Below are 23850 nucleotides of genomic sequence, written 5' to 3'. Positions count from 1 at the left end.
CGCATTATGTTGCAGTTTTGCGCGCCCTCGCGTGCCCTATTAACAACCGAAGCAGGATGTTCGCCATGATTCGTATGCCCCTGGCCACCGCCAGTCTGCTGGCCATTGCCATTTCTCTCGCCGGTTGCGGCGAAGGTAAAGACAAGGCCGCAGCGCCCCAGGCGCCGACCCCGGCCGCCAGCACCACCGCTCCAGCGGCTGCCACTCCTGCCGGTCAGGTCGACGAAGCGGCTGCCAAGGCCGTTGTCGCGCATTACGCCGATATGGTCTTCGCGGTGTACAGCGATGCCGAATCCACCGCAAAAACCCTGCAAACCGCGATCGACGCCTTCCTCGCCAAGCCTAACGACGAAACCCTGAAAGCCGCCCGTGCCGCTTGGGTTGCAGCGCGCGTGCCGTACCTGCAGAGCGAAGTGTTTCGCTTCGGCAACACCATCATTGATGATTGGGAAGGTCAGGTTAACGCCTGGCCCCTGGACGAAGGCCTGATCGACTACGTCGACAAATCCTACGAGCACGCCCTGGGTAACCCTGGCGCCACTGCCAACATCATCGCCAACACCGAGATCCAGGTCGGCGAAGACAAGATCGACGTGAAGGACATCACCCCGGAAAAACTCGCCAGTCTCAACGAGCTGGGTGGTTCCGAAGCCAACGTCGCCACCGGCTACCACGCCATCGAATTCCTGCTCTGGGGCCAAGACCTGAACGGCACCGGCCCTGGCGCCGGCAACCGTCCTGCCTCGGACTACCTGACCGGTGATGGCGCCACTGGCGGCCACAACGAGCGTCGTCGTGCCTACCTCAGCGCCGTGACCCAATTGCTGGTCAGCGACCTGCAGGAAATGGTCGGCAACTGGAAACCCAACGTCGAAGACAACTACCGCGCCACCCTGGAGGCAGAACCTGCCACCGACGGCCTGCGCAAAATGCTGTTCGGCATGGGCAGCCTGTCCCTGGGCGAGTTGGCCGGTGAGCGCATGAAGGTTTCCCTGGAAGCCAACTCGCCGGAAGACGAACACGATTGCTTCAGCGATAACACCCACAACTCGCAGTTCTACGACGCCAAGGGCATCCGCAACGTCTACTTGGGCGAATACACCCGCGTCGACGGCACCAAGATGACCGGCGCGAGCCTGTCGTCCCTGGTAGCCAAGGCCGATCCGGCTGCCGACACCGCTCTGAAGGCCGACCTGGCTGCGACCGAAGCCAAGATGCAGGTCATCGTTGATCATGCCAACAAAGGTGAGCACTACGACCAGTTGATCGCGGCCGGCAACGACGCAGGCAACCAAATCGTGCGCGACGCGATTGCTTCGCTGGTCAAGCAGACCGGTTCGATCGAAGCCGCAGCGGGCAAGCTGGGCATCAGCGACCTGAACCCGGATAACGCTGATCACGAGTTCTGATCAGTGCCGCGTTGAATGAGGCGACCTTCGGGTCGCCTTTTTTTTACCTGCCTTTCACAGCAGTACCAACACTCAGGAACCAATGCGGGAGGGAGCTTGCCCCCGATAGCGCTGGTTCAGCAGATATTTTCTTCGCTGACACACCGCCATCGGGGGCAAGCCCCCTCCCTCATTTGATTTGCGTCGCTTTCAAGGCCCGGTTTACATGCCCTGCACCCTAGGTAGAATGACGCCTCTGCCCTATTTCGAGCTCATTTCATGGCGTTGCCGACCCTACGCATCATCGGTTTCATCATCGGCATCTTCCTGATCACCCTCGCGATCGCCATGGTCGTGCCCATGGCCACCCTGGTGATCTTCGAACGCACCAGCGACTTGCCCTCGTTCCTGTGGGCCAGCCTCATCACCTTTATCGCCGGCCTTGCCCTTGTAATCCCCGGTCGCCCGGAGCACGTGCACCTGCGCCCGCGGGACATGTACCTGCTGACGGTCACCAGTTGGGTGGTGGTGTGTGTGTTCGCCGCGCTGCCGTTTTTGCTGACCCAGCACATCAGCTACACCGACTCGTTTTTCGAAAGCATGTCCGGCATTACTGCCACGGGTTCTACGGTGCTCAGCGGGCTGGACAGCATGTCGCCGGGCATCCTGATGTGGCGTTCGCTGCTGCACTGGCTGGGCGGTATCGGCTTTATCGGCATGGCGGTAGCGATCCTGCCGCTGCTGCGCATTGGCGGCATGCGCCTGTTCCAGACCGAGTCCTCGGATCGTTCGGAAAAGGTTATGCCCCGCTCACACATGGTGGCGCGGCTGATTGTGGCGGCGTATGTAGGCATCACCATCCTCGGCAGCCTGGCGTTCTGGTGGGCCGGCATGGGCCTGTTTGACGCGATCAACCATGCGATGTCGGCGATTTCCACCGGTGGGTTCTCTACCTCCGACGAATCCCTGGCCCACTGGAAACAACCGGCGGTGCATTGGGTCGCGGTGGTGGTGATGATCCTCGGCAGCCTGCCATTCACCCTGTACGTCGCCACTTTACGCGGCAACCGCCGGGCGCTGCTCAGGGACCAGCAGGTACAGGGCTTGCTCGGTTTGCTGGTAGTGACCTGGCTGGTACTCGGCACCTGGTACTGGTGGACCACCAACCTGCACTGGCTGGATGCACTGCGGCACGTGGCGTTGAACGTCACCTCAGTCGTCACGACCACCGGCTTTGCGCTGGGGGACTACAGCCTGTGGGGCAACTTCTCACTGATGTTGTTCTTCTACCTGGGCTTTATCGGTGGCTGTTCAGGTTCCACCGCCGGTGGGATCAAGATCTTCCGCTTCCAGGTCGCCTATATCCTGCTCAAGGCCAACTTGAACCAGCTGATTCACCCGCGCGCGGTGATCAAGCAGAAGTACAACGGCCACCGTCTCGACGAAGAGATCGTGCGCTCGATCCTGACCTTCTCGTTTTTCTTTGCCATTACCATCTGCGCTATCGCGTTAGCCCTGTCGCTCCTGGGCCTGGACTGGATGACCGCACTCACCGGCGCCGCAAGTACCGTCTCCGGCGTCGGCCCTGGCCTTGGGGAAACGATCGGCCCGGCGGGCAACTTCTCCAGTCTGCCGGATGCGGCCAAGTGGATCCTGTCCCTGGGCATGCTGCTGGGCCGGCTGGAGATCATCACAGTCTTTGTTCTGTGCATCCCGGCGTTCTGGCGTCACTGACGGTCGACGTGTCTTGCAACCGCGCCCTGTATTCGCCGGGCGTGGTATCGAACCAGCGGCGAAACGCGCGGAAGAAGTTGCTCGGATCAGCAAAGCCCAGCAGGTAGGCAATCTCCAGCAGCGTCATGCTCGGCTGTGCCAGGTATTGCTCGGCGAGTTCGCGGCGGGTGTCGTCGAGCAGGGTCTGAAAACTCGTGCCCTCCTCCTGCAGACGCCGCTGCAAGGTGCGCTGGGACAGGTGCAACGTCTGGGCCACCACTTCACGCTTGGGTTCGCCTTGGGGCAGCAGACGACACAGCACTTGCCTCGCCTTGTGGGTCACGCGGCTCTCGGAAAAGCGCGCCAGGTATTCACCGGCAAAACGGTCGTGCAACAACGCCATCGCCTCGTTGGCCGTCGGCAGCGGTGCGTCCATGTCGGCACGTTCGAAAATCAACGCGTCATAGGGCGCGTTGAACTCCAATGGTGCATGGAAAGCTTGCTTATAAGGCTCCAGATCCGCCGGTTGTTCACCTTGCAACATGACTTTACGCGGCTGCAAGGTACGGCCGGTCAGCCAGCCGCATAGTGCCAATGCACAGGCCAGAGAGGCTTCGGCACTTTGCCTTGTGGGCGGCAGATGATCGCCATGCACCGTCAGAATCAGCGCATAGCCTTCGGGTAGCAGTCGGAAACTCAAGTCGGCGCTTTCGGCAATGATCCGCTGGTAACGCACCAGCCGCATGAAGCCCTCGGCCAGGGTGTTACTGGACATCAACGCATAACCCGCCACATGAAACGACGCCGGGCGCACTACCTTGCCCATGTTCAGGCCAATCGCGGGGTTGCCCGACAGCTCGACCGCCCGTTGCCACAGGCGCGTCATGGAGTCTTGCGGGAACCGAGCATCGGGGTCATTGAGGGCGGCGTAGTCAAGGCCCAGTTGCTTGAACAGGGCGCGGCAATCCAGACCATCCATTTCCAGTGCCTTGACTATCCCCATCGCCCAGCTTGCAGAAGTTGTTCGTTCGCTCATGGCGTCTTCTTAATAAAGCAGGCTCATAACGGCAGCCAGGAATCCAAGGATACTAAAGTGGCATCTAATGTCACTGGCTGTTACCACTGATCACTCTAGACTCAAATAAGCTCCCCGCCGAACATCTGTTGGGCGGCACAACAATCAAAAGGGCCGGTCACCGTGGAAAACGTCAAGCGATTCAATAGCTTCGCCGAGTTTTACCCTTACTATTTGGCCGAACACGCCAACAGCACCTGCCGCCGCCTGCACTTTATCGGCACCACCCTCGTGATCGGTATTTTGGCCTATGCCATTGGCAGGGGGTCGTTAGGCCTATTGCTGGCAGTGCCGATTGCCGGCTACAGCTTTGCCTGGATCGGACACTTCTTCTTCGAAAAGAACCGCCCGGCAACCTTTCAGCACCCGTTCTACAGCCTGCTGGGAGATTTTGTGATGTACCGCGACATGATCCTGGGCAAGGTGCCGTTCTGAACGGTGTGACCTCTTGTCACTTGCGTGAAGCCATAAAGGTTCGTGCATCCGCCGATATAAAAGTCTTTTTGTCATTTACAGTGCTGTATCCTGCCAAAGCTTTTTGAGAGCGCGAAATCACCTGCGATTGAAAAAACAGACCTTGCGAGGAGCGACGACGATGCACGAGATACCTAATCTCCCCTTCCCAAGCCTGCACGAAACTGAGCAGCCAACACCGCAGCAGGCCAGCGCGAAGCAGCCTGAGGCCAAAGAAGCAAAACCAGTCGACAGCAAAAGCCAGGACTGACGCCGTACCAGACCGTGTGGAAAGCGCAGCTTTGAGCGCTTTCCACACTGCCTGAATCCTCCGAGATCCCCGCCATGACCGATACCCTCCCCAATACCCCGGACACCGCCGTACTCGACGCTGCCTTGCAGATGGTCGAAGTGTGGAACCGCCTCAGCGCGGACAAGCAAGCCGTACTACTCAAGCGCTTCGGTACCCAGGAAAACGCCTTGGCTGCTCTGGTCACCACCCAATTACTGGCCCCGACCAAAACCTGACGTCTTTTTGATCTGACGTTTTTGCGTTTTACCGCCCTGCACACGTCAAAGCACCGGTATCATTAGCAGCCTATCTTTACCTGCTGCGACAGTGGACCTCTCCCCATGCCAGATACCCAGCGCCCCATGGCGGTCACGCTGCAAGTTGTTTCCATCGTGTTGTTCACCTTTATCGGCTACCTGAATATCGGTATCCCCCTGGCCGTGTTGCCGGGCTATGTCCACAGTGAGTTGGGCTATGGCGCGGTGATCGCAGGGCTGGTGATCAGCGTGCAATACCTGGCCACCCTGCTGAGCCGTCCTTACGCGGGCAAAATCATCGATAACCTGGGTAGCAAGCGCGCGGTGCTGATCGGCCTGGCGGGCTGCGGCCTGAGTGGCGTGTTCATGTTGCTCGCTGCGTGGTTTTCAAACCTGCCGGCTGTCAGCCTGGGCAGCCTGCTCGTCGGTCGATTGGTACTGGGCAGCGCAGAAAGCCTGGTGGGGTCTGGCGCCATCGGCTGGGGCATCGGCCGAGTTGGCGCGGCGAATACGGCCAAGGTCATCTCCTGGAACGGCATTGCCAGCTATGGCGCGTTGGCCGTCGGCGCGCCGTTGGGCGTAGTGCTGGTGAAAAATTTCGGGCTGTGGAGCATGGGCGTCAGCATTATCCTGCTGGCCGTCGTCGGCCTTTTGCTGGCCTGGAACAAGGTTGCCGCGCCGATCGTGGCCGGTGTGCGCTTACCGTTCATGAACGTGCTGGGCCGTGTATTGCCCCACGGCTGCGCGCTGGCCTTGGGTTCCATCGGCTTTGGCACCATCGCCACCTTTATCACTTTGTATTACACCACTCAGCACTGGGATAACGCGGTGTGGGCCCTGAGCCTGTTTGGCGCCAGTTTTATCGGCGCACGGCTACTGTTCGGGAATTTGATCAACCGCATCGGCGGCTTTCGCGTGGCGATTGCGTGCCTGTCAGTAGAGATCCTCGGCCTGCTGTTGCTGTGGCTGGCGCCTGACGCCAACCTGGCCTTGGCCGGCGCGGCATTGAGCGGGTTCGGGTTTTCCCTGGTGTTTCCGGCACTGGGGGTGGAAGCGGTCAACCTGGTGCCCGCGTCCAGCCGCGGTTCGGCGGTGGGCGCCTACTCGCTGTTTATCGACCTGTCCCTGGGCATCACCGGTCCGTTGGCCGGGGCCGTGGCGGCAGGCTTCGGTTTTGCGTCGATCTTCCTGTTCGCCGCCCTCGCCGCCCTCGGTGGCTTGCTGCTGAGCGTGTACCTCTACCGGCAAGCGCCCCTGGCCCGCGAGGCACGCGGCGACTAAAAGTCGACCTTGCCACGCCCCGCCTTGATGCTGCCGCGCTTGGTCTTGGATTCCAGGCGCCGCTTCTTCGAACCCAGGGTAGGCTTGGTCGGCCGGCGCTTTTTCTCCACCTTGGTGGCGCTGAGGATCAACTCCACCAGACGTTCCAACGCATCGGCACGGTTCTGTTCCTGCGTGCGATATTGCTGGGCCTTGAGTATCAGCACCCCTTCGCTGGTGATCCGGCTGTCGCGCAGCGCCAGCAACCGCTCCTTGTAGAACTCCGGTAACGACGACCCCAGAATGTCAAAACGCAGGTGCACCGCGCTCGACACCTTGTTGACGTTCTGCCCACCCGCGCCCTGGGCACGGATGGCGGTCAGCTCGATCTCGGCGTCGGGCAGGTGCACGTTGTTGGAAATAACCAGCATCAATCAAAAACCTTACGAAACGGACAAGCCCTACTCGGACAACAACATCGACGCCTGGGCTTTGGAAATCACGGCGCCGTTGAACAGTTTGGCATCATTGAGACGAAATCCGCTCAAATCACCGCCCCGCCAACAAAAAACCCGGCAAAGCGCCGGGTTTCCTGTTTATGCGAGCGGGCTTACTTCAGCGCACTTGCCGCAGTCAGCGCCGCTTCGGCACTGCGCTTGTTCTTGATCCAGTAACACACCGCCATAAACGCCACCCACACCGGGATCGCATACACAGACACCTGAATCCCCGGAATCATCAGCATGATGACCAGGATAAACACCACGAACGCCAGACACACATAGTTGCCATACGGGTACCACAGCGCCTTGAACAGCGGCACTTGGCCGGTGCGGTTCATGTGCTGGCGGAACTTGAAGTGGGAGAAGCTGATCATCGCCCAGTTGATTACCAGCGTGGCCACAACCAGGGACATCAGCAGTTCCAGGGCATGTTGCGGGATGAAGTAATTCATCAGCACGGCCACCAGGGTCACGGCCGCCGAGGCGAGGATGGATCGCACCGGTACACCGCGTTTGTCGATCTTGGCCAGGGCCTTGGGCGCATCGCCCTGCTCGGCCATGCCCAGTAGCATGCGGCTGTTGCAGTAGGTGCCGCTGTTGTACACCGACAACGCTGCGGTCAAGACCACGAAGTTGAGGATGTGCGCGGCGGTGTTGCTGCCCAACATCGAGAACACCTGCACGAACGGGCTGCCGCTGTAGGCATCGCCGGACGCATTAAGGGTCGCCAGCAGGCTGTCCCATGGCGTCAGCGACAACAGCACCACCAAGGCGCCGATGTAGAAAATCAGGATGCGGTAGATCACCTGATTGATCGCCTTGGGGATCACAGTGCGTGGCTGATCGGCTTCGGCGGCGGTGAAGCCGAGCATTTCCAGGCCGCCAAAGGAGAACATGATGATCGCCATGGCCATCACCAAGCCACCCACGCCATGGGGGAAGAACCCGCCGTGTTCCCACAGGTTGCTCACCGAGGCTTGCGGGCCGCCGCTGCCGCTGACCAGCAGATAGCTGCCCAAGGCGATCATGCCGACGATCGCCACTACCTTGATGATGGCGAACCAGAACTCGGCTTCACCGAAGACTTTGACGTTGGCCAGGTTGATCAGGTTGATCAACACGAAGAACGCCGCTGCCGAGACCCACGTCGGGATCTCCGGCCACCAGTAGTGCACGTATTTTCCGACGGCGGTCAGCTCGGACATGCCCACCAGGATGTACAAAATCCAGCAGTTCCAACCCGACAGGAAGCCGGCGAAACCGCCCCAGTACTTGTGGGCAAAGTGGCTGAAGGAACCGGCGACCGGCTCTTCGACGATCATTTCGCCGAGTTGGCGCATGATCATGAAGGCGATGAAGCCGCAAATGGCATAGCCCAGGATCATCGACGGACCGGCGGACTTGAGCACCCCGGCCGAGCCGAGGAACAAGCCGGTGCCGATGGCGCCACCGAGGGCGATCAACTGGATGTGCCGATTTTTCAGGCCGCGTTTCAGCTCGCCTGAAGAGGAATTGGGTCCACTCATGAAAAGGGTCTCACGCAAGGTTTGATGATGTGAATGCACGTGGCTGACTTGAATTCCGCCTCAAGCAGCGCCGCTCAAACCCCAGCGAAGGCACCAGGAGTACAGCGTCTTTCTAACGGTCATGCGTCACCTGTTTGTTTTTATCTGTGACGAAATCGAACCCGCCAGGCTCGTGGCCAGGCGGAATGATCAGGGTCGGCAAACCCCGAGGTCTTGGCCTTTTGCGGGTTACGCAAAGGGGGTCACAGTAAAACGCGGCGCATTGTACACCGCTCGACAGCTTACGCCCGCCCCCGAACGGTGCGTGCGACGATCTGTCAGGGATTCCTTACAGCCTTGAGTTGGCCAACAACGCCGAGACTTACTCGTAAACTAATCGTTACATAGCGGAAACACTGCGTTACAGCTGTCATCTTTGGAAAAATTGGCGGTAAGAAATTTCCGCGCAAAAAGCGCTGGCAGCTCACTGTATTTCCTCAGAAAAAACGCCCGCTAAAAAAACAGAAGAAAAAATCCAAATGAAACCGTATCAATAAATATTTTGCATTAAACAACAGGGTCTCCTAGGTTCATTCCACTTGCCAGCGACACCCGTTGGCAGGCCGTTCTCAAACACCGTCCTCTAGGAGATACACCATGCAAGCACTGGAAAACGACCTGGAAACCGAACTGCAACTCGACGACTGGTTTGAAGCGCCGACCCATGAGGCCGCCGTAGAAATGATGCAAGCTGATGCCGTAGTGCCATTTGGCACCGCGATGTGGCCTTTCTAACCGGCAGGCATCCGGCAGGTGCTGTGCACGGCGCCTGCCCCCTGCCCCCTTACCCAAGGCACACAAGGACACACGTCATGGACAAGGCCCGCGCCGTTGAACACTTTCTCTACTACCTCGCCCACCACCCGGCCCTCAGCGGCCTGAACTGCCCAAACGTACTGCTGGGCCATACCGAGCGCTACGATGCCATCGCCCAAGCCATCAACCACAGCAACGCCGCACGCTTCAACTTCCAGGTGCAGCGCCTGGACCTGACCGCCAGCGACACCCTGGCCGAGGCTATTGAAGGCTGTGACCTGTATCTGTTTCTGTACGATTCCTCGACCCTGCCCAACCCTCGCGCGGAAGGCCCTGACTTTATCCGTGCCCTGCAGGGTGTGATGGCTGAACACTGGAAGAAGTCCTTGCTGTTCAAGGATTACGGTGACTACTTCTACGACACCTTCAGCGTCGAACCGCAACGCATTGCCGACCTCAACGCCACGCTGATCCGGCGCATGGGCCAGGCCACTGTGCTGAGCTTTACCGATAAGCACGGCTCACGCCTTGAGGCGCCGCTGAGCAGCATCAAGAAGTGGACCAATATCAACGGCGTGGGCAACCACGACCTTGCCCCCGGTGAGATCGCCACTCACAGCGAGGCCATCAACGGGCAGGTACGGTTTGTCGGCACCTTTCTCAGCACCATCCCGTTCGCGCGCAAATACGGCGTGCTGCAATCACCGCTGGAGCTGTGGATTGAGAACTCGACCGTCTGCAGCGTGGCCAGCGATGTGCCCGGGCTGGTGGATGACTTCAACAAATACTTGAACGCCAACCCGTCCAATCGTCGGGTGGAGGAATTGGGAATTGGAACCAATGAAGGGGTGAAAGACTTGTATGCGCGCAATGCCGGGTTCGAGGAGCGCCACTGTGGGCTGCACTTGGGTCTGGGTGGAGGGCAGAAAGGCAGCCACCACTTGGACCTGATCTTCGCCAGTGGGGTGCTGGCACTGGATGACAAGCCCGTGTTCGATGGCACCTTTGCGTTCTAACGATAATCCCAGTATGGGTTTGCTCGCGAGGCCGTATGACAACGCCTGTGTAAAGCGCCTGACACACCGCCTGCGCGAGCAAGCCTGCTGCTGTTTTCTTGATCGATCAGGTGTGTCAGAGGAGAGTCACACGTTCTGCGAGCCCATCTCGCATGTCGTCAGCGTCGGCGAGCCGAGGGATGCGGGTACTGAGGTGAACACACCGTAGGTGTAATCCAGACTCTCAGTCGTGATCACGCTGTCAACAGTCCAGGTCTCCGGCCAAGGAGCGGGATTGTTCGGAGCATGGAAGACCAGTGTGGCCTGACGGTCCAGCCCAGGCATATCCGATACCGGATAATAGGGCAAAGAGGTGGGATGCTGACGCTTCCAGCGCTCCCACAACAGGTCAAGGTAACAGTGGTGCAGGAAAAACACCGGATCGTTGGGTGAGGACGGCATCGACATGTTACCGCCCACCCAGCGATGCACAGGGTCATGCAGCACGCCTTCACAGAAATTGCCCCAACTGTCCGGCCCCGGGGCATACGGCGTCTTGGCCAGCGCATCCAGCACTTGTTCGGAGTTCGGCAGATGCGCGCCGGGCCCTGCGCCCAGTTCGCGGCGCAAGCCCTTATCCCCCTCCGGAACCCCTTGGCGAATTTCAAAGCGCCCGTCCTGATAAGCGAATGGGCCCGACGTTACACGCTGGGCTTGAGCACTGTCGCCATCGCCGCCCAAAAAGCCAGGCGTGAATGGATTGCTTGAGCCCTCCATCGACCAGTCCCAGAATGGCAGGGTGACGCTGGTATCGTTAACCGCGCTTTGCAGATCCCGCTCGAATTGACGCAGGAATACGCGGTGCCAAGGGAAAAACAGCGGCGAGCGGTGCGGCATCGGCGTGAAAGCCTCCGGGCCGTCGAAGGCGTTGCTGTGAACCTGTACGTAATCGTCATAGCGCATTTGCTGTCCGGGACGCAGGACACTTTGGACGTCGTTTTTCAGCAGCAGGATGGCCTGGATAAAAAGGGCTTTCTGTTCACGGGTCATGTAGCGGTGATTGATGCGGATATCCATGGTCGTCGCCTCGTGGCATAAGTGAGTGCAGGGCTCAATCTAGTGCCGCGGTGGTGAACGCCGGTGGTAACTGTTTAGCCCACACCGCACACCATCACTCGACGAATAACGATCCGGTGAAACGCTCCAGGCGCAAATCCCGCCGCAAAAAAAAACGCCAACTTCAACAGTTGGCGTTTTTTTATGCAGCGCTTATTGCATCACTGCGGCTTCTTGCGACCAAACCCCGGACGCTGACCCGAACCCGCTGGAGCGCCACGGCGCTTGCCCGACGGCTCGTCCGCGACCAGTTTCGGGCCGGGACGCTTGTTCGCCGCCGGCTTGGCTGGGCGCTTGGTGCTGGCGTTGTCGGCCGGGCGATCCGTTTCGCCACGGTTGCTGCGACCACCGGCCGGCGCAGGACGCGGTGCACGCGGTGCGCGCTCGCCTTCCTGACGCGATGGGGCCGTTGGACGACGCTCACCTTCAATATGCGGCTGACGGGAGATACGCCCGCCGGTCGCCGGAGCATCCAGCGCCGGGCGCACAGTGCGCGCCACGCGCTCGGCACGTGCCACAGGACGCGACGATTTACGCTGCATGCGCTCAAGCTTGTCTTTGCTCTTGGCGTTCATCTGCGGCATGGCAACCGGCGTCAGGCCCACTTCGGCGCTGAGGATGTCGACTTCGTACTGGCTCATTTCGCGCCAGCGGCCCATCGGCAGGTCGGAGTTCAGGAACACCGGACCAAAACGCACGCGCTTCAGGCGGCTGACCACCAGGCCCTGGGATTCCCACAGGCGACGTACTTCACGGTTACGGCCTTCCATCACCACGCAGTGGTACCAGTGGTTGAAACCTTCACCACCTGGAGCCTGCTTGATGTCGGTGAACTTGGCCGGGCCGTCTTCGAGGACGACGCCAGCTTTCAAGCGCTCGATCATCTCGTCATCGACTTCGCCACGTACACGTACCGCGTATTCACGGTCCATCTCGTAGGACGGGTGCATCAGGCGGTTGGCCAGTTCACCGTCGGTGGTGAACATCAGCAAGCCGGTGGTGTTGATGTCCAGACGACCGATGTTGATCCAGCGGCCTTCTTTAGGCTTAGGCATTTTGTCGAACACGGTCGGACGGCCTTCCGGGTCGTCACGGGTGCAGATCTCGCCGTCGGGCTTGTTGTACATGATCACGCGGCGCACCGATTCGGCGGCCTCTTCACGCTTGATGACTTTGCCATCAATGGTGATTGCATCGTGCAGATCGACGCGCTGACCGAGGGTAGCCTCGACGCCGTTGACCTTGATGCGCTTCTGAGTGATCCAGGCTTCGACGTCGCGGCGCGAGCCCACGCCGATACGCGCCAGCACCTTTTGCAGCTTTTCGCCTGCAGGGCCGATTTCCTGGCTGTCGTTCTGGTCTTTATCGTTCATCTTAAGCACCTCCCGGTGGGTCGATTCAGGCGTGGCCTGAAGAGTGTTGAAAGCGGGGCTTTGGCCGAATAGGTCGGCAAAGGGTCGCGAATCATACGCGTAAGGCGCGCGTTGCGCATCAGAGACTAGTCGATATGCGCCAAGTCATTTGTTTTTCCGCCGACCGGTGGCGCCCAAGGCCAACAAACGCAGTTCGGCTTCGGCCAGGACAGTGCGCTTGTCGGTCTTGTCGAGTTTCTTCCAGGCACGGATTTCGCGTTTGCTGCGACCGCACCCGACGCAGATCTCATCGCTGAATTTGCAGACGCTGATGCAAGGGTCTTTGGGTGAACTCATGTCTTCTCACATCCCGCATTGACCGCATCAGTCTTCGAATTCGCGGCGTTCCGCCTCAATAGCTTCGGCCAATGCACGGGCTTCGTCTTCTTCATCGCTCAGCGGCGGCGGTTCGAGAGCGGCAACGGCAGCCAGGAGTTTCTCGCGGGCTTCAGCCACGCCAAGGATATCTTCCTCAGGTTCAGCTTCGACTTCAGGCTCAACTTCAACGTTCACTTCGGCTTCAGGCTCAGCCGCACCATCACGCAGCAAATCATCGAAGTCGGTCTTGATCCCCTGCTCCATGTCGTCCAGTTCCAGCAAAAGGGTGTGGAAACTGGTTTCGTCTTTCGGTTCTTCAGGCTCGGCCGTGGCATCGGCAAGTTCCTGCAAACCTGGCGGCACTGGGGCGTCGTCGAAGTCCAGCACCGGCTCGGCTTCCATCTCACGCAATTCGGCCAGCGGCGGCAGGTCGTCGAGGTTTTTCAGGTTGAAGTGGTCGAGGAACACCTTAGTAGTGGCGAACATCGCCGGTTTGCCCGGCACGTCGCGGTAGCCGACGATGCGGATCCACTCGCGTTCCAGCAACGTCTTGACGATATGGCTGTTGACCGCCACGCCCCGCACATCTTCGATTTCACCCCGAGTAATCGGCTGGCGATAGGCGATCAGCGCCATGGTCTCCAACATCGCCCGTGAGTAACGCTGAGGGCGTTCTTCCCATAGGCGGCCGACCCACGGGGAAAATTTCTCACGAATTTGCAGACGATAACCCGACGCCACTTCGCGCAGTTCAAACGCGCGGCCTTCACAGGACTTGCGCAAGATCTCCAGCGCTTTCTTGAACACCGGCGGCTCAGGGCGCTCAGCCTCTTCAAACAGTTCGAACAAGCGCTCCAGGGATTGCGGTTTACCCGAGGCCAGGAGAAAGGCTTCCAGCAACGGTGCCAGTTCGCGGGGTTCAGTCAGATTCATCGATTCAGCTCTTTATTCGGCTCGCGCCCGCACGTGGATAGCCGCAAAAGGCTCATTCTGGACCAGCTCGACCAAGGATTCCTTGACCAATTCGAGGATCGCCATAAAGGTCACCACCACCCCCAGTCGCCCTTCTTCTTTAGTGAACAGCTCGACAAACGGCACAAAGCCGCCGCCCTTGAGGCGCTCCAGCACATCGCTCATGCGTTCGCGAGTAGACAGGGCCTCGCGGCTGACCTGGTGGTGTTCAAACATATCGCCCCGGCGCAGTACCTCGGCCATGGACATCAGCAACTCTTCCAGGCTTACATCCGGCAGCAGCTTGCGTGCGCGAGCTTCGGGAGCATCCAGCTTGGGCACCACCACGTCGCGGCCCACGCGGCTCAGACCGTCGATGCCTTCGGCGGCCGCCTTGAAGCGTTCGTACTCTTGCAGGCGACGGATCAGTTCGGCGCGCGGGTCGTCCTCTTCGGCTTCCACCGTCTCCGAACGCGGCAACAGCATGCGCGATTTGATCTCGGCCAGCATGGCGGCCATCACCAGATACTCGGCTGCCAGCTCCAGGCGCACCGACTGCATCAACTCGACATAACCCATGTACTGCCGGGTGATTTCCGCCACCGGGATGTCGAGGATGTTGATGTTCTGCTTGCGGATCAGGTACAGCAACAAATCCAGCGGGCCTTCGAAGGCGTCAAGGAAGACTTCCAGGGCGTCCGGCGGAATGTACAGATCCAGGGGCATTTCCAGCACGGCCTGGCCGTACACCATCGCAAATGGCAGCTCCTGCTGCGCACCTGCCTGGGGGTCGACGGTTTCCACTGACGACATTCAGGCCTCGACCATAAAGGGCGCCGGATCGCCACAACCCACACGGATCACTTCAGGTTCGCCGTCGGCCAGGTTGATCACGGTGGAGGCTTTGCCGCCGCCGAAGCCGCCATCGATGATCAGGTCTACCTGCTTTTCCAGCAATTGGCGCATTTCGTACGGGTCTTCCAGCGGCTCGGTGTCGCCGGGCATGATCAACGAAACGCTCATCAGCGGTTCACCCAGCTCCGCCAGCAACGCCAGGGCAATCGGGTGCTCCGGCACACGCAGGCCGATGGTGCGCTTTTTGGGATGCAGCAGAAGGCGCGGCACTTCGCGTGTGGCGTTGAGAATGAAGGTGTAAGGCCCCGGCGTGTGGGCCTTGAGCAGGCGGAAAGTACCGGTATCGACCTTGGCGAACAGCCCCAGTTGGGACAGATCGCTGCAGATCAGTGCAAAGTTATGCTTGTCGTCCAGCTGACGCAGGCGCCGCACACGTTCGACCGCGCCCTTGTCACCGATCTGACAACCGATGGCGTAGGACGAATCTGTTGGGTAGATCACCACGCCGCCGGCGCGAATAATCTCCACGGCCTGTTTAATCAGGCGCGCCTGGGGATTTTCCGGATGAATCTGGAAGAATTGACTCACGAGCTCTACCTGTTCAGACGGTGGCAACAATGGGGTCATGCTTGAATCGCCCCCACAAAAGCGGCAAATCTTCCGGGATCGCGCGGTACTCGCCGATCTCGGACCAGCCGCCTGGGCCATGAAAGTCACTGCCGGCACTGACCAGCAGACCAAATTCGCGGGCAAGAATCGCCAGGCTGCCGACCTGTTCGGCGGGTTGATGCCCGTTGACCACTTCGATTGCGTGGCCACCCGCTCCAATATAGTCGCTGATCAGCTTGCGGCGCTTGCTGCGCGTGAAATCGTAATGCCAGGGATGCGCCAGGCTGACCCAGGCCCCGGAGGCCCGTAGGGTCTCGACGGTGTCTTCAAGGGTCGGCCAATGTTGCTTCACATCGCCCAACTTGCCGGCGCCCAGCCATTTGCGAAAAGCCTCGGCGCGGTCTTTAACAAAACCTTCACGCACCATCCAATCGGCAAAGTGCGGACGGGCCGGCGCATTGCCGCTGTCGCCCAGCTCCTGCTGGATCGCGCGGGCGCCGTCGAGGGCATTAGGCATGCCTTTGAGGGCCAGCTTGCGGCTTATTTCTTCGGACCGCAGCCAGCGGCCATCGTGCAATTGCGCGATAGCCTCCATCAACGGCGCGGCGTTTTGATCGAAACCATAACCGAGCACGTGAATGGTGGCCCCGCCCCAGGTGCAGGACAATTCAACACCGTTGACCAGTTGCATGCCCAACGAGTGGGCGGTTGCGCGCGCTTCGTCAAGACCTTCAAGGGTGTCGTGGTCGGTCAACGCCAGGACTCGCACGCCTTTTTCAAACGCACGCGCAACCAGTACCGCAGGCGCCAGGGCGCCGTCGGAGGCCGTGCTGTGGCAGTGCAAATCAACATTCACGGGAGTGTGTAACCTCAAGTCAGCTGGCGCTTTCGCAACCAAGGATGTTTGTTATTATGCCGCCACATCCAGCTTCTGGCTCTTACTGTGAAACAATTCATCGACTTCATCCCGCTGTTGCTGTTCTTCATCGTTTACAAACTCGACCCTCGGGTCATCGATCTGGCCGGCCACGAGCTCACCTTCGGCGGCATCTACAGCGCCACCGCCGTGCTGATCATCAGCTCTGTCGTGGTCTACGGCGCTATCTTCATCTCCCAGCGCAAACTGGAAAAAAGCCAATGGCTGACCCTGGTCGCGTGCCTGGTCTTCGGCAGCCTGACCCTGGCCTTCCACAGCGAAACCTTTCTTAAATGGAAAGCCCCGGTGGTGAACTGGCTGTTTGCCCTGGCGTTTATCGGCAGCCACTTCATCGGCGACCGCCTGCTGATCAAGCGAATCATGGGCCACGCGCTCACCCTGCCAGAACCGGTCTGGACGCGCCTGAACATCGCCTGGATCGTGTTTTTCATCTTCTGCGGCGCCGCCAACCTGTTCGTGGCCTTTACCTTCCAGGATTACTGGGTCGACTTCAAAGTGTTCGGCAGCCTGGGCATGACCGTGTTGTTCCTGGTCGCCCAGGGCATTTACCTGTCGCGCCACCTGCATGATGCCGAGACCACTACGCCGAAAACCGAGGACTGACATGCTCTACGCAATCATTGCTACTGACGTTGCCAACTCGCTGGAAAAACGCCTTTCCGTTCGCCCGGCACACGTCGAGCGCCTCAAAGTGCTGCAAGCCGAAGGCCGCATCGTACTGGCCGGCCCGCACCCGGCCGTAGACAGCAACGACCCAGGCGACGCTGGCTTCACCGGTAGCCTGATCGTCGCCGAGTTCGCCTCCCTGGCCGATGCTCAGGCCTGGGCGAAGGCTGATCCTTATGTCGCGGCGGGCGTTTACGCCGATGTCGTGATCAAGCCGTTCAAACAAGTCCTGCCTTAACCCAAGCTGCGCCGAACCGATTGCGTTCGGCGCGCTGCTTATTACTCATTATTCTCGGTAACCTGCCGACAACGTTCTGAATATTCGTGTGGAATCAGGAGTTCCGATGCGCTTACGTCAGTTTTGTCTGTTGGCAGTGTTAACAATCGGGGCTACGGCCCACGCTGAAGAAACCTCGAACACCGGCAGTTCCACGCCCTTGTCCTTGAGTGCCGGCAGCCAGATCAGCGAGCTGCAGCAACGTTTGAAAGAAAGCGAACGGCAGCGTGAAGCACTGACCAAACAACTGCAAAGCGCGGATGCTACGCGCGAAAGCGCCCAATTGAGTCGCCTTCGCCAAGAGAACCAAAAGCTGGCCCAGCAACTCAAAGATTCACAGGGCGGTACCTTGAGCCGATGGCTGACCGAGCAACAGCAGTGGTTTGTCACCGGCGGGGCCGTCGCACTGATCGCCTTGCTGTGCGGGATCTTCGCCAGCGGGGGGCACCGTCGCCGTCGACAATGGCTAAATTGAGTGAGTCATGAGCGAGCTGTTACTGATAGATGATGACCAGGAGCTCTGCGAGCTGCTGACCAGTTGGTTGAGCCAGGAAGGCTTTCAGGTGCGTGCCTGCCACGATGGCTTGAGCGCGCGCAAGGCCTTGGCCGACAGTGCTCCGGCAGCGGTCGTGCTCGACGTAATGCTGCCAGACGGCAGCGGCCTGGAGCTGCTTAAGCAATTGCGCAACGATCACCCGGAGCTGCCGGTGCTGATGCTATCGGCCCGGGGCGAACCCTTGGACCGCATCCTCGGTCTGGAACTGGGTGCCGACGATTACCTCGCCAAGCCCTGCGACCCCCGTGAACTGACCGCCCGCCTGCGCGCGGTATTACGCCGCAGCCACCCGGCCGCCGTGTCCAGCCAGCTTGAGCTGGGCGACCTGTGTTTCAGCCCGGTACGGGGTGTGGTCAGCATTGATGAACAGGAATTTACCCTCACCGTCTCCGAAAGCCGCCTGCTGGAAGCTTTGCTGCGCCAGCCCGGCGAGCCCTTGGACAAGCAGGAACTGGCGCAGATCGCCCTGGGCCGCAAGTTGACCCTGTACGACCGCAGCCTGGACATGCACGTGAGCAACCTCCGCAAAAAGATCGGCCCGCACCCGGACGGACGTCCACGGATCGTGGCGTTGCGCAGCCGAGGCTATTACTACGCCCCCTGAAAGTTTTGTCAGTTAGCACAAAATCGTCTTTACCCAAGCTTTACGCTCCCCTGACTGCCGCTGACCTTGATCTGGGTAACCTACTCACATCCGGACTCACCGGAATAGAGACAGGAGAATCACCATGCGCAAGACCCTTATCGCTTTGATGTTCGCCGCTGCCCTGCCAACCGTTGCCATGGCCGCGATGCCCGAAGGCCCAGGCCCGATGGGCGGTCCTGAAGGCCACATGATGGGCGGCCCGGGCCACGGCGGTGAACACGGTCCGCGTGGCAAAGGCGGCCCTTTCAGCCAACTGGACCTGAGCAAGGAACAGCGCCAGCAGATCGGCAAGCTGATGGGCGACCAATGGCACGCTCGCAAAGACCTGACCAAAAAGTACCTGGACAAACTCCCGGCCGCTGACCAGAAAGCCATGCAGGATGAAATCGCCGCCGGCAAGCAGAAAACGCAGGCCGATATCCGTGCCGTGCTCAAACCTGACCAGCAGAAGAAGTTTGACGAGATCGTCAAGAAGCAGGAACAGCGTCGAGCCGAATGGAAGGAATTCCAGGCCTGGAAAGCGCAACAGCCGCAAAAAGCGCAATAATGCTCACGCGTTAACGCTCCCAGCCCAGTGGCTCCCGCCACTGGGCTTTTCCTGTTTGAGGGTTTCCTGTGCGTTCATTGTTCTGGCGCATCCTGGCCAGTTTCTGGCTGGCCATCGCCTTGGTTGCCGGGTTGTCGATCTTGCTTGGACACATGCTCAATCAAGACGCCTGGATTCTCAGCCGGCACCCTGGCCTCAAAAACCTGGCCGAAGAGTGGACCCAACTCTACGAAACCCAGGGCGAAGATGCTGCCCAGGAATTGCTGCAACAGCGCAAGCGCCAGTATCACCTCGACGTGCAAGTGCTGAACGAAAGCGGCGAGCCAGTGGTACGTGGCACCTTCCCGCGCCGCGCCGCCGCCTTTGAAGCCCGACAGAACGACAGCAAGGAAGGCCACCTTCCCTGGCGCCGTCTGACCGCCGAGTACACCAGCGAGAAAACCGGCGACACGTACCTGCTGATCTACCGCATCGCCCACCCGGAGCTCGACGAATGGCACCGCAGCAGCCTGACGTGGCCATTGAGCGCCTTGGCCATTGCCTTGGTGGTGCTGACCCTGTTCAGCCTGTTCGTCACCTTATCCATCACTCGCCCGCTGAGCCGCCTGCGCGGTGCGGTGCATGACCTTGGCCAGGCCACCTACCAGCAAAACAGCCTGGCGCGCCTGGCCAATCGGCGTGATGAGTTCGGTGTACTCGCCACTGACTTCAATCGCATGGGCGCGCGCTTGCAAAGCCTGATCGGCAGCCAGCGCCAGTTGCTGCGCGATGTGTCCCACGAGCTGCGCTCGCCCCTGGCCCGCCTGCGGATCGCGCTGGCCCTGGCCGAACGCGCCGGGCCCGAAGAACGAGAAAAACTCTGGCCGCGCCTGACTCGCGAATGCGACCGCCTGGAAGCTCTGATCAGCGAGATCCTGGTACTGGCCCGCGTCGATGCCGACAACGCCAGCGCTGAGGATGTCGACCTCAACCCCCTGCTCAAGACCCTGCAAAAAGACGCCCAGCTCGGCGCGCCAGACCAAGTGGTCCAACTGGCCAGCGAACATGACCTGCAGCTCAAGGGCTGGCCGACCATGATCGAACGCGCCGTCGACAACCTGCTGCGCAATGCCCAACGGTTCAACCCGCCAGGCCAGGCGATCGAGTTACGGGCGCAGCGCCACGGCGAGCGCATCCTGATCAGCGTGCGCGACCATGGCCCCGGTGTTGACGCCGAACACCTGAGCCAACTGGGCGAGCCGTTCTACCGCGCGCCCGGCCAGACTGCTCAAGGCCACGGCCTGGGCTTGGCGATTGCGCGGCGTGCAGCCGAACGCCATGGCGGCAGCCTGATCCTGGCCAATCATCCTGACGGCGGCTTTATCGCCAGCATCGACCTGCCGTTGGAACCAGGGGTTGCAACGCCGGTGTGATGATCTTCTATAGTGGCCCTTCTCTTACGGAGGGCCTTCGATGACTGACCTGCTGACTCCCATCCAAGCCGCACTCGATCTACCCCACACCCCGCTGACCTTCACCGAGGCTGGCGCCCTGCCCTCGACCTACGCCGTCACCGAACTGGCCAGTGCCAGCATCGGCGCTGCCGGGCAGGCCGTCGCACAACTGATCCAGCAACAGACCGGGCGCTTACCCAGCGTGAGTGTGGACCGGCGCCTCGCCTCTTTCTGGTTTTCTTCCTCGATCCGCCCGATAGGCTGGCAAGTGCCGCCACTGTGGGACCCGGTAGCCGGCGACTACGCCAGCGCCGATGGCTGGATTCGCCTGCACACCAACGCGCCCCATCACCGCGCCGCCGCCGAACGGGTGCTGGGCAAGGTCGCCGACCGCGCCGAGATGGCCGGCAAGGTCGCTGCGTGGAACGCCGCCGAACTGGAACAGGCGATTGTCGACCAAGGTGGCTGCGCGGCGCAGATGCGTGCGTGGCGTGCCTGGCAGCAACATCCGCAAGGGTTGGCGGTGAACGCCGAGGCGTTGGTCCAACGCCGGACTTTCGAAACCACAACCGACAAACCCTGGCTCGGCTCGGCGGCACGCCCGCTGGCCGGCCTCAAGGTGCTGGACCTGACCCGCGTATTGGCCGGCCCCGTGGCCAGTCGTTTTCTTGCTGGCCTCGGCGCGGATGTACTGCGCATCGACTCCCCCACCTGGAACGAACCCGGCGTGGTCCCGGAAATGACCTTGGGCAAACGCTGCGCGCGCCTGGACCTGAAAACGCCCGAAGGCCGGATGATTTTCGAGCGTTTGCTCAAGGACGCCGACATCCTGCTCCACGGTTACCGCGCTGACGCCCTGGAGCACCTGGGCTACACCGCCCCAGAACTGCAACACATCGCCCCCGGCCTGATTGACGTCAGCCTAAACGCCTACGGCTGGAGCGGCCCGTGGCGAAATCGTCGGGGCTTCGACAGCCTTGTGCAGATGAGCAGCGGGATCGCCGAGGCGGGCATGCTCTGGAAACACGCGGATAAACCGGTGCCGCTGCCGTTGCAGGCGCTGGATCACGCGACCGGGTGCCTCATGGCGGCCAGTGCGATTCAGGCGCTGGGCGAACGATTGCAGTCCGGGCGCGGTGGTTCCGCGCGGTTGTCGTTGGCGCGCACCGCGACGTTACTGGTGGAAGCAGGCCAGGCTCCGGAGCAACCGGCGTTGCGAGAGGAAGAACCTGGAGATCAAGGCCTGGTCGTGGAACAAACCGCCTGGGGCCAGGCCCACCGGCTGCTGCCCCCGCTGACCATCGTCGGTACGCCATTGCAATGGGATTTGCCGGCTGGAGAGTTGGGCTCGCACAGGCCGCAATGGTGACTTGACCGCCGCTATGGGGAGCAAGCCCTGAGTCTTGCATAAACCATTTCAGACGAGCGCATTCCTGTGGCGAGCGGGCTTGTCCTAATGCCAGTCAGTTAAGGAGGAACACTGTAACTGTGGCGAGCGGGCTTGCCCCGCGTTGGGCTGCGAAGCAGCCCCAAAACCAGGCACAGAAGAGTGCCTGATACACCGCATTCGTCTTAATCAGGGGCGCTTCCCCCCCAACGCGAGGCAAGCCAGCTCGCCCGTTTGCTGCGCGACAGCGCTACGTCGAAAAGGTAGTGGGACCTCCCACATTTTGAATATGTTCACCCATCAAAATGTGGGAGGCGGCTTGCTCCCGATGAGGCCAGTACAGTCCCCCCACTACAACGACAACACCCCGCTGTACAACCCATACGCCGCCAGCCCTGCACCGGCGATCACGCAGCTGAAAATGCCCTTCTCAACATGGGTAAACAACGGCTGGCCCTGTTCGCGCTTGGCCAGGGCGAACAGGATCACGCCCGGCGCATACAGCAGCGCCGACAGCAGCAGGTATTTCAGCCCCCCCGCGTAGAGCAGCCACAGGGCGTAGCCCAGGGCGATCAACCCCACCAGCAGGTCCTTGATGCGATGGCGGTGGGCACCTTCATAGGTTTCTCCCCGCCCGCTCAACAGCACGGCATACGCCGCCGACCACAGGTACGGCACCAGAATCATCGACGACGCCAGGTAAATCAGCGTGGTGTAAGTGCTGTGGGAAAACAGCGTGATCACCAGGAAAATCTGGATCATCACATTGGTCAGCCACAAGGCATTGACCGGCACCTGGTTGGCGTTTTCCTTCTTCAAGAACGCCGGCATGGTCTTGTCGTGAGCCGTGGCATAGAGGATTTCCGCGCAGAGTAACGCCCAGGACAGCAATGCGCCCAACAGCGACACCGCGAGGCCCAGGCTGATCAGCAGGGCGCCCCAAGGGCCGACAATATGCTCCAGCACGCCCGCCAGGGAGGGGTTTTGCAGGCTGGCCAACTCTGGCTGGCTCATGATCCCAAGGGACAGCACATTCACCAGCGCCAACAGCGCCAGCACGCCAAGAAAGCCAATCACCGTAGCGCGCCCGACATCCGAGCGCTTCTCGGCCCGGGCCGAATAGACGCTGGCGCCTTCGATGCCGATAAACACGAACACCGTGACCAGCATCATGTTGCGCACCTGATCCACCACGCTGCCGAGCTGCGGGTTGCCCAGGCCCCAGATGTCACGGGTGAAAATATCGGCTTTAAAGGCCACGGCCGCGATCACGATAAACATCAGCAGCGGCACGATCTTCGCCACGGTAGTGATCTGGTTGATGAATGCCGCCTCCTTGATCCCACGCATGACCAGGAAATGCACCGCCCACAGCAACAACGATGCACAGCCGATGGCAACCGGCGTATTGCCCTGGCCGAATACCGGAAAAAAGTAGCCAAGGGTACTGAACAGCAACACGAAGTAACCGACGTTGCCCATCCAGGCACTGATCCAATAGCCCCAAGCCGACGAAAACCCCATGTAATCGCCAAAACCGGCCTTGGCGTAGGCATACACCCCTGAGTCCAACTCGGGTTTGCGATTGGCCAAGGTCTGGAACACAAACGCGAGGGTCAACATGCCGACGGCGGTGATCGCCCAGCCGATCAATACCGCGCCCACATCGGCACGGGCGGCCATGTTTTGCGGCAGGGAAAAGATCCCGCCGCCGATCATCGACCCCACCACCAAGGCGATCAGGGCGCTGAGTCGAAGTTTCTGGGCCGGTTGAGACATGAACACTCCTGACTGAAAAACCGAGTTGAGCTGACAACTGAGCACTCAACTAATTAAATCAGCGAGTGTAGCGTTTATTAGGGATGGCGATTAAATCAATCCGT

Annotated in this window: 25 protein-coding genes; 14 read left to right on the top strand and 11 right to left on the bottom strand. The window is 60.5% G+C overall.

The window, feature by feature from the left end; genetic code table 11:
- The first annotated feature begins 65 nt into the window (after nucleotides 1-65).
- Together G9Q84_RS07510 and G9Q84_RS07505 are read left to right on the top strand one after the other, a co-directional pair.
- The gene (locus G9Q84_RS07510; RefSeq protein ID WP_032890991.1) at nucleotides 66-1409 is read left to right on the top strand and encodes an imelysin family protein; all 1344 of its coding nucleotides are present in this window, start codon (nucleotides 66-68) and stop codon (nucleotides 1407-1409) included.
- Between the two features lie 258 nt (nucleotides 1410-1667).
- Nucleotides 1668-3122: a TrkH family potassium uptake protein gene (locus tag G9Q84_RS07505; RefSeq protein ID WP_032890990.1), complete on the top strand. Its 1455-nt coding sequence runs from the start codon at nucleotides 1668-1670 to the stop codon at nucleotides 3120-3122.
- Here G9Q84_RS07505 and G9Q84_RS07500 read toward each other — a convergent pair.
- Entirely contained in the window at nucleotides 3079-4137 is a 1059-nt protein-coding gene (locus tag G9Q84_RS07500) for an AraC family transcriptional regulator (protein WP_032890989.1), read from the bottom strand. The two genes, G9Q84_RS07505 and G9Q84_RS07500, sit on opposite strands and share 44 nt — an antisense overlap.
- Nucleotides 4138-4299: 162 nt before the next feature.
- On the opposite strand from G9Q84_RS07500, the gene G9Q84_RS07495 reads away from it, so the two are divergent.
- From G9Q84_RS07495 to G9Q84_RS07485, 3 genes are all read left to right on the top strand, one after another.
- A complete protein-coding gene (locus G9Q84_RS07495) occupies nucleotides 4300-4611 on the top strand; it encodes an Mpo1-like protein (protein ID WP_032890988.1) in 312 nt (103 codons plus the stop codon).
- Between the two features lie 363 nt (nucleotides 4612-4974).
- Nucleotides 4975-5157: a hypothetical protein gene (locus G9Q84_RS07490; RefSeq protein WP_032890986.1), complete on the top strand. Its 183-nt coding sequence runs from the start codon at nucleotides 4975-4977 to the stop codon at nucleotides 5155-5157.
- A 105-nt stretch (nucleotides 5158-5262) separates the two neighbouring features.
- A complete protein-coding gene (locus G9Q84_RS07485; RefSeq protein WP_032890985.1) occupies nucleotides 5263-6459 on the top strand; it encodes an MFS transporter in 1197 nt (398 codons plus the stop codon).
- Here the strand turns inward: G9Q84_RS07485 and arfB are convergent.
- A complete protein-coding gene (gene arfB, locus G9Q84_RS07480) occupies nucleotides 6456-6869 on the bottom strand; it encodes an alternative ribosome rescue aminoacyl-tRNA hydrolase ArfB (protein WP_181643066.1) in 414 nt (137 codons plus the stop codon). The genes G9Q84_RS07485 and arfB overlap by 4 nt on opposite strands.
- A 179-nt stretch (nucleotides 6870-7048) precedes the next feature.
- Nucleotides 7049-8467: an amino acid permease gene (locus tag G9Q84_RS07475; RefSeq protein WP_099602783.1), complete on the bottom strand. Its 1419-nt coding sequence runs from the start codon at nucleotides 8465-8467 to the stop codon at nucleotides 7049-7051.
- A gap of 636 nt (nucleotides 8468-9103) precedes the next feature.
- Here G9Q84_RS07475 and G9Q84_RS07470 point away from each other — a divergent pair.
- Both G9Q84_RS07470 and G9Q84_RS07465 read left to right on the top strand, forming a co-directional pair.
- On the top strand, nucleotides 9104-9241 hold the full coding sequence (locus G9Q84_RS07470; protein WP_003175756.1) for a hypothetical protein: 138 nt from the start codon (nucleotides 9104-9106) through the stop codon (nucleotides 9239-9241).
- A 77-nt stretch (nucleotides 9242-9318) separates the two neighbouring features.
- Nucleotides 9319-10278 (top strand): M29 family metallopeptidase, encoded by a 960-nt coding sequence (locus tag G9Q84_RS07465; protein ID WP_122756146.1) that lies wholly within the window; start codon nucleotides 9319-9321, stop codon nucleotides 10276-10278.
- Between the two features lie 126 nt (nucleotides 10279-10404).
- Here the strand turns inward: G9Q84_RS07465 and G9Q84_RS07460 are convergent, their stop codons facing one another.
- The 7 genes from G9Q84_RS07460 to G9Q84_RS07430 form a co-directional block, all read right to left on the bottom strand.
- The gene (locus tag G9Q84_RS07460) at nucleotides 10405-11334 is read right to left on the bottom strand and encodes a tyrosinase family protein (RefSeq protein ID WP_095185743.1); all 930 of its coding nucleotides are present in this window, start codon (nucleotides 11332-11334) and stop codon (nucleotides 10405-10407) included.
- 200 nt (nucleotides 11335-11534) lie between these two features.
- Nucleotides 11535-12746, bottom strand: a complete 1212-nt coding sequence (gene rluB, locus G9Q84_RS07455) for a 23S rRNA pseudouridine(2605) synthase RluB (RefSeq protein ID WP_032890980.1) — start codon at nucleotides 12744-12746, stop codon at nucleotides 11535-11537.
- Between the two features lie 144 nt (nucleotides 12747-12890).
- Nucleotides 12891-13082, bottom strand: coding sequence for a DUF1289 domain-containing protein (locus tag G9Q84_RS07450; RefSeq protein ID WP_032890979.1), 192 nt, complete (start codon nucleotides 13080-13082; stop codon nucleotides 12891-12893).
- 27 nt (nucleotides 13083-13109) lie between these two features.
- Nucleotides 13110-14036: an SMC-Scp complex subunit ScpB gene (scpB, locus tag G9Q84_RS07445; protein ID WP_032890978.1), complete on the bottom strand. Its 927-nt coding sequence runs from the start codon at nucleotides 14034-14036 to the stop codon at nucleotides 13110-13112.
- A 12-nt stretch (nucleotides 14037-14048) separates the two neighbouring features.
- Nucleotides 14049-14747 (bottom strand): segregation and condensation protein A, encoded by a 699-nt coding sequence (locus tag G9Q84_RS07440; protein WP_177326464.1) that lies wholly within the window; start codon nucleotides 14745-14747, stop codon nucleotides 14049-14051.
- A 120-nt stretch (nucleotides 14748-14867) separates the two neighbouring features.
- Complete coding sequence (locus tag G9Q84_RS07435) at nucleotides 14868-15497, bottom strand: L-threonylcarbamoyladenylate synthase (RefSeq protein WP_015885581.1); 630 nt, start codon at nucleotides 15495-15497, stop codon at nucleotides 14868-14870.
- Nucleotides 15498-15510: 13 nt separating this feature from the next.
- Complete coding sequence (locus G9Q84_RS07430; RefSeq protein WP_032890975.1) at nucleotides 15511-16374, bottom strand: PHP domain-containing protein; 864 nt, start codon at nucleotides 16372-16374, stop codon at nucleotides 15511-15513.
- Between the two features lie 87 nt (nucleotides 16375-16461).
- Between G9Q84_RS07430 and G9Q84_RS07425 the strand changes: the two genes are divergently transcribed.
- The 7 genes from G9Q84_RS07425 to G9Q84_RS07395 all read left to right on the top strand — a co-directional run bounded on the left by G9Q84_RS07425 (nucleotide 16462) and on the right by G9Q84_RS07395 (nucleotide 21949).
- Complete coding sequence (locus G9Q84_RS07425) at nucleotides 16462-17058, top strand: septation protein A (protein ID WP_032890974.1); 597 nt, start codon at nucleotides 16462-16464, stop codon at nucleotides 17056-17058.
- A gap of 1 nt (nucleotide 17059) precedes the next feature.
- Nucleotides 17060-17359 carry a YciI family protein gene (locus G9Q84_RS07420; protein WP_027605568.1) on the top strand — a complete coding sequence of 100 codons (300 nt, stop codon included), beginning with the start codon at nucleotides 17060-17062 and terminating at the stop codon, nucleotides 17357-17359.
- Nucleotides 17360-17465: 106 nt separating this feature from the next.
- Entirely contained in the window at nucleotides 17466-17873 is a 408-nt protein-coding gene (locus G9Q84_RS07415; protein ID WP_032890973.1) for an SH3 domain-containing protein, read from the top strand.
- A gap of 7 nt (nucleotides 17874-17880) precedes the next feature.
- A complete protein-coding gene (locus G9Q84_RS07410) occupies nucleotides 17881-18558 on the top strand; it encodes a response regulator transcription factor (RefSeq protein ID WP_095185747.1) in 678 nt (225 codons plus the stop codon).
- A 124-nt stretch (nucleotides 18559-18682) separates the two neighbouring features.
- Nucleotides 18683-19147 carry an LTXXQ domain protein gene (locus G9Q84_RS07405; RefSeq protein WP_032890971.1) on the top strand — a complete coding sequence of 155 codons (465 nt, stop codon included), beginning with the start codon at nucleotides 18683-18685 and terminating at the stop codon, nucleotides 19145-19147.
- A gap of 68 nt (nucleotides 19148-19215) precedes the next feature.
- Entirely contained in the window at nucleotides 19216-20559 is a 1344-nt protein-coding gene (locus G9Q84_RS07400) for a sensor histidine kinase (protein ID WP_095185748.1), read from the top strand.
- Nucleotides 20560-20599: 40 nt separating this feature from the next.
- Complete coding sequence (locus G9Q84_RS07395) at nucleotides 20600-21949, top strand: CoA transferase (protein ID WP_122756145.1); 1350 nt, start codon at nucleotides 20600-20602, stop codon at nucleotides 21947-21949.
- A 369-nt stretch (nucleotides 21950-22318) separates the two neighbouring features.
- On the opposite strand, the gene arcD is transcribed toward G9Q84_RS07395, so the two are convergent.
- Nucleotides 22319-23746 (bottom strand): arginine-ornithine antiporter, encoded by a 1428-nt coding sequence (gene arcD, locus G9Q84_RS07390; protein WP_122756144.1) that lies wholly within the window; start codon nucleotides 23744-23746, stop codon nucleotides 22319-22321.
- Between the last annotated feature and the right edge of the window lie 104 nt (nucleotides 23747-23850).

Source organism: Pseudomonas sivasensis (assembly GCF_013778505.1).
Taxonomy (GTDB): Bacteria; Pseudomonadota; Gammaproteobacteria; order Pseudomonadales; family Pseudomonadaceae; genus Aquipseudomonas; species Aquipseudomonas sivasensis.
This window is presented reverse-complemented; position numbering and strand designations above follow the sequence as displayed.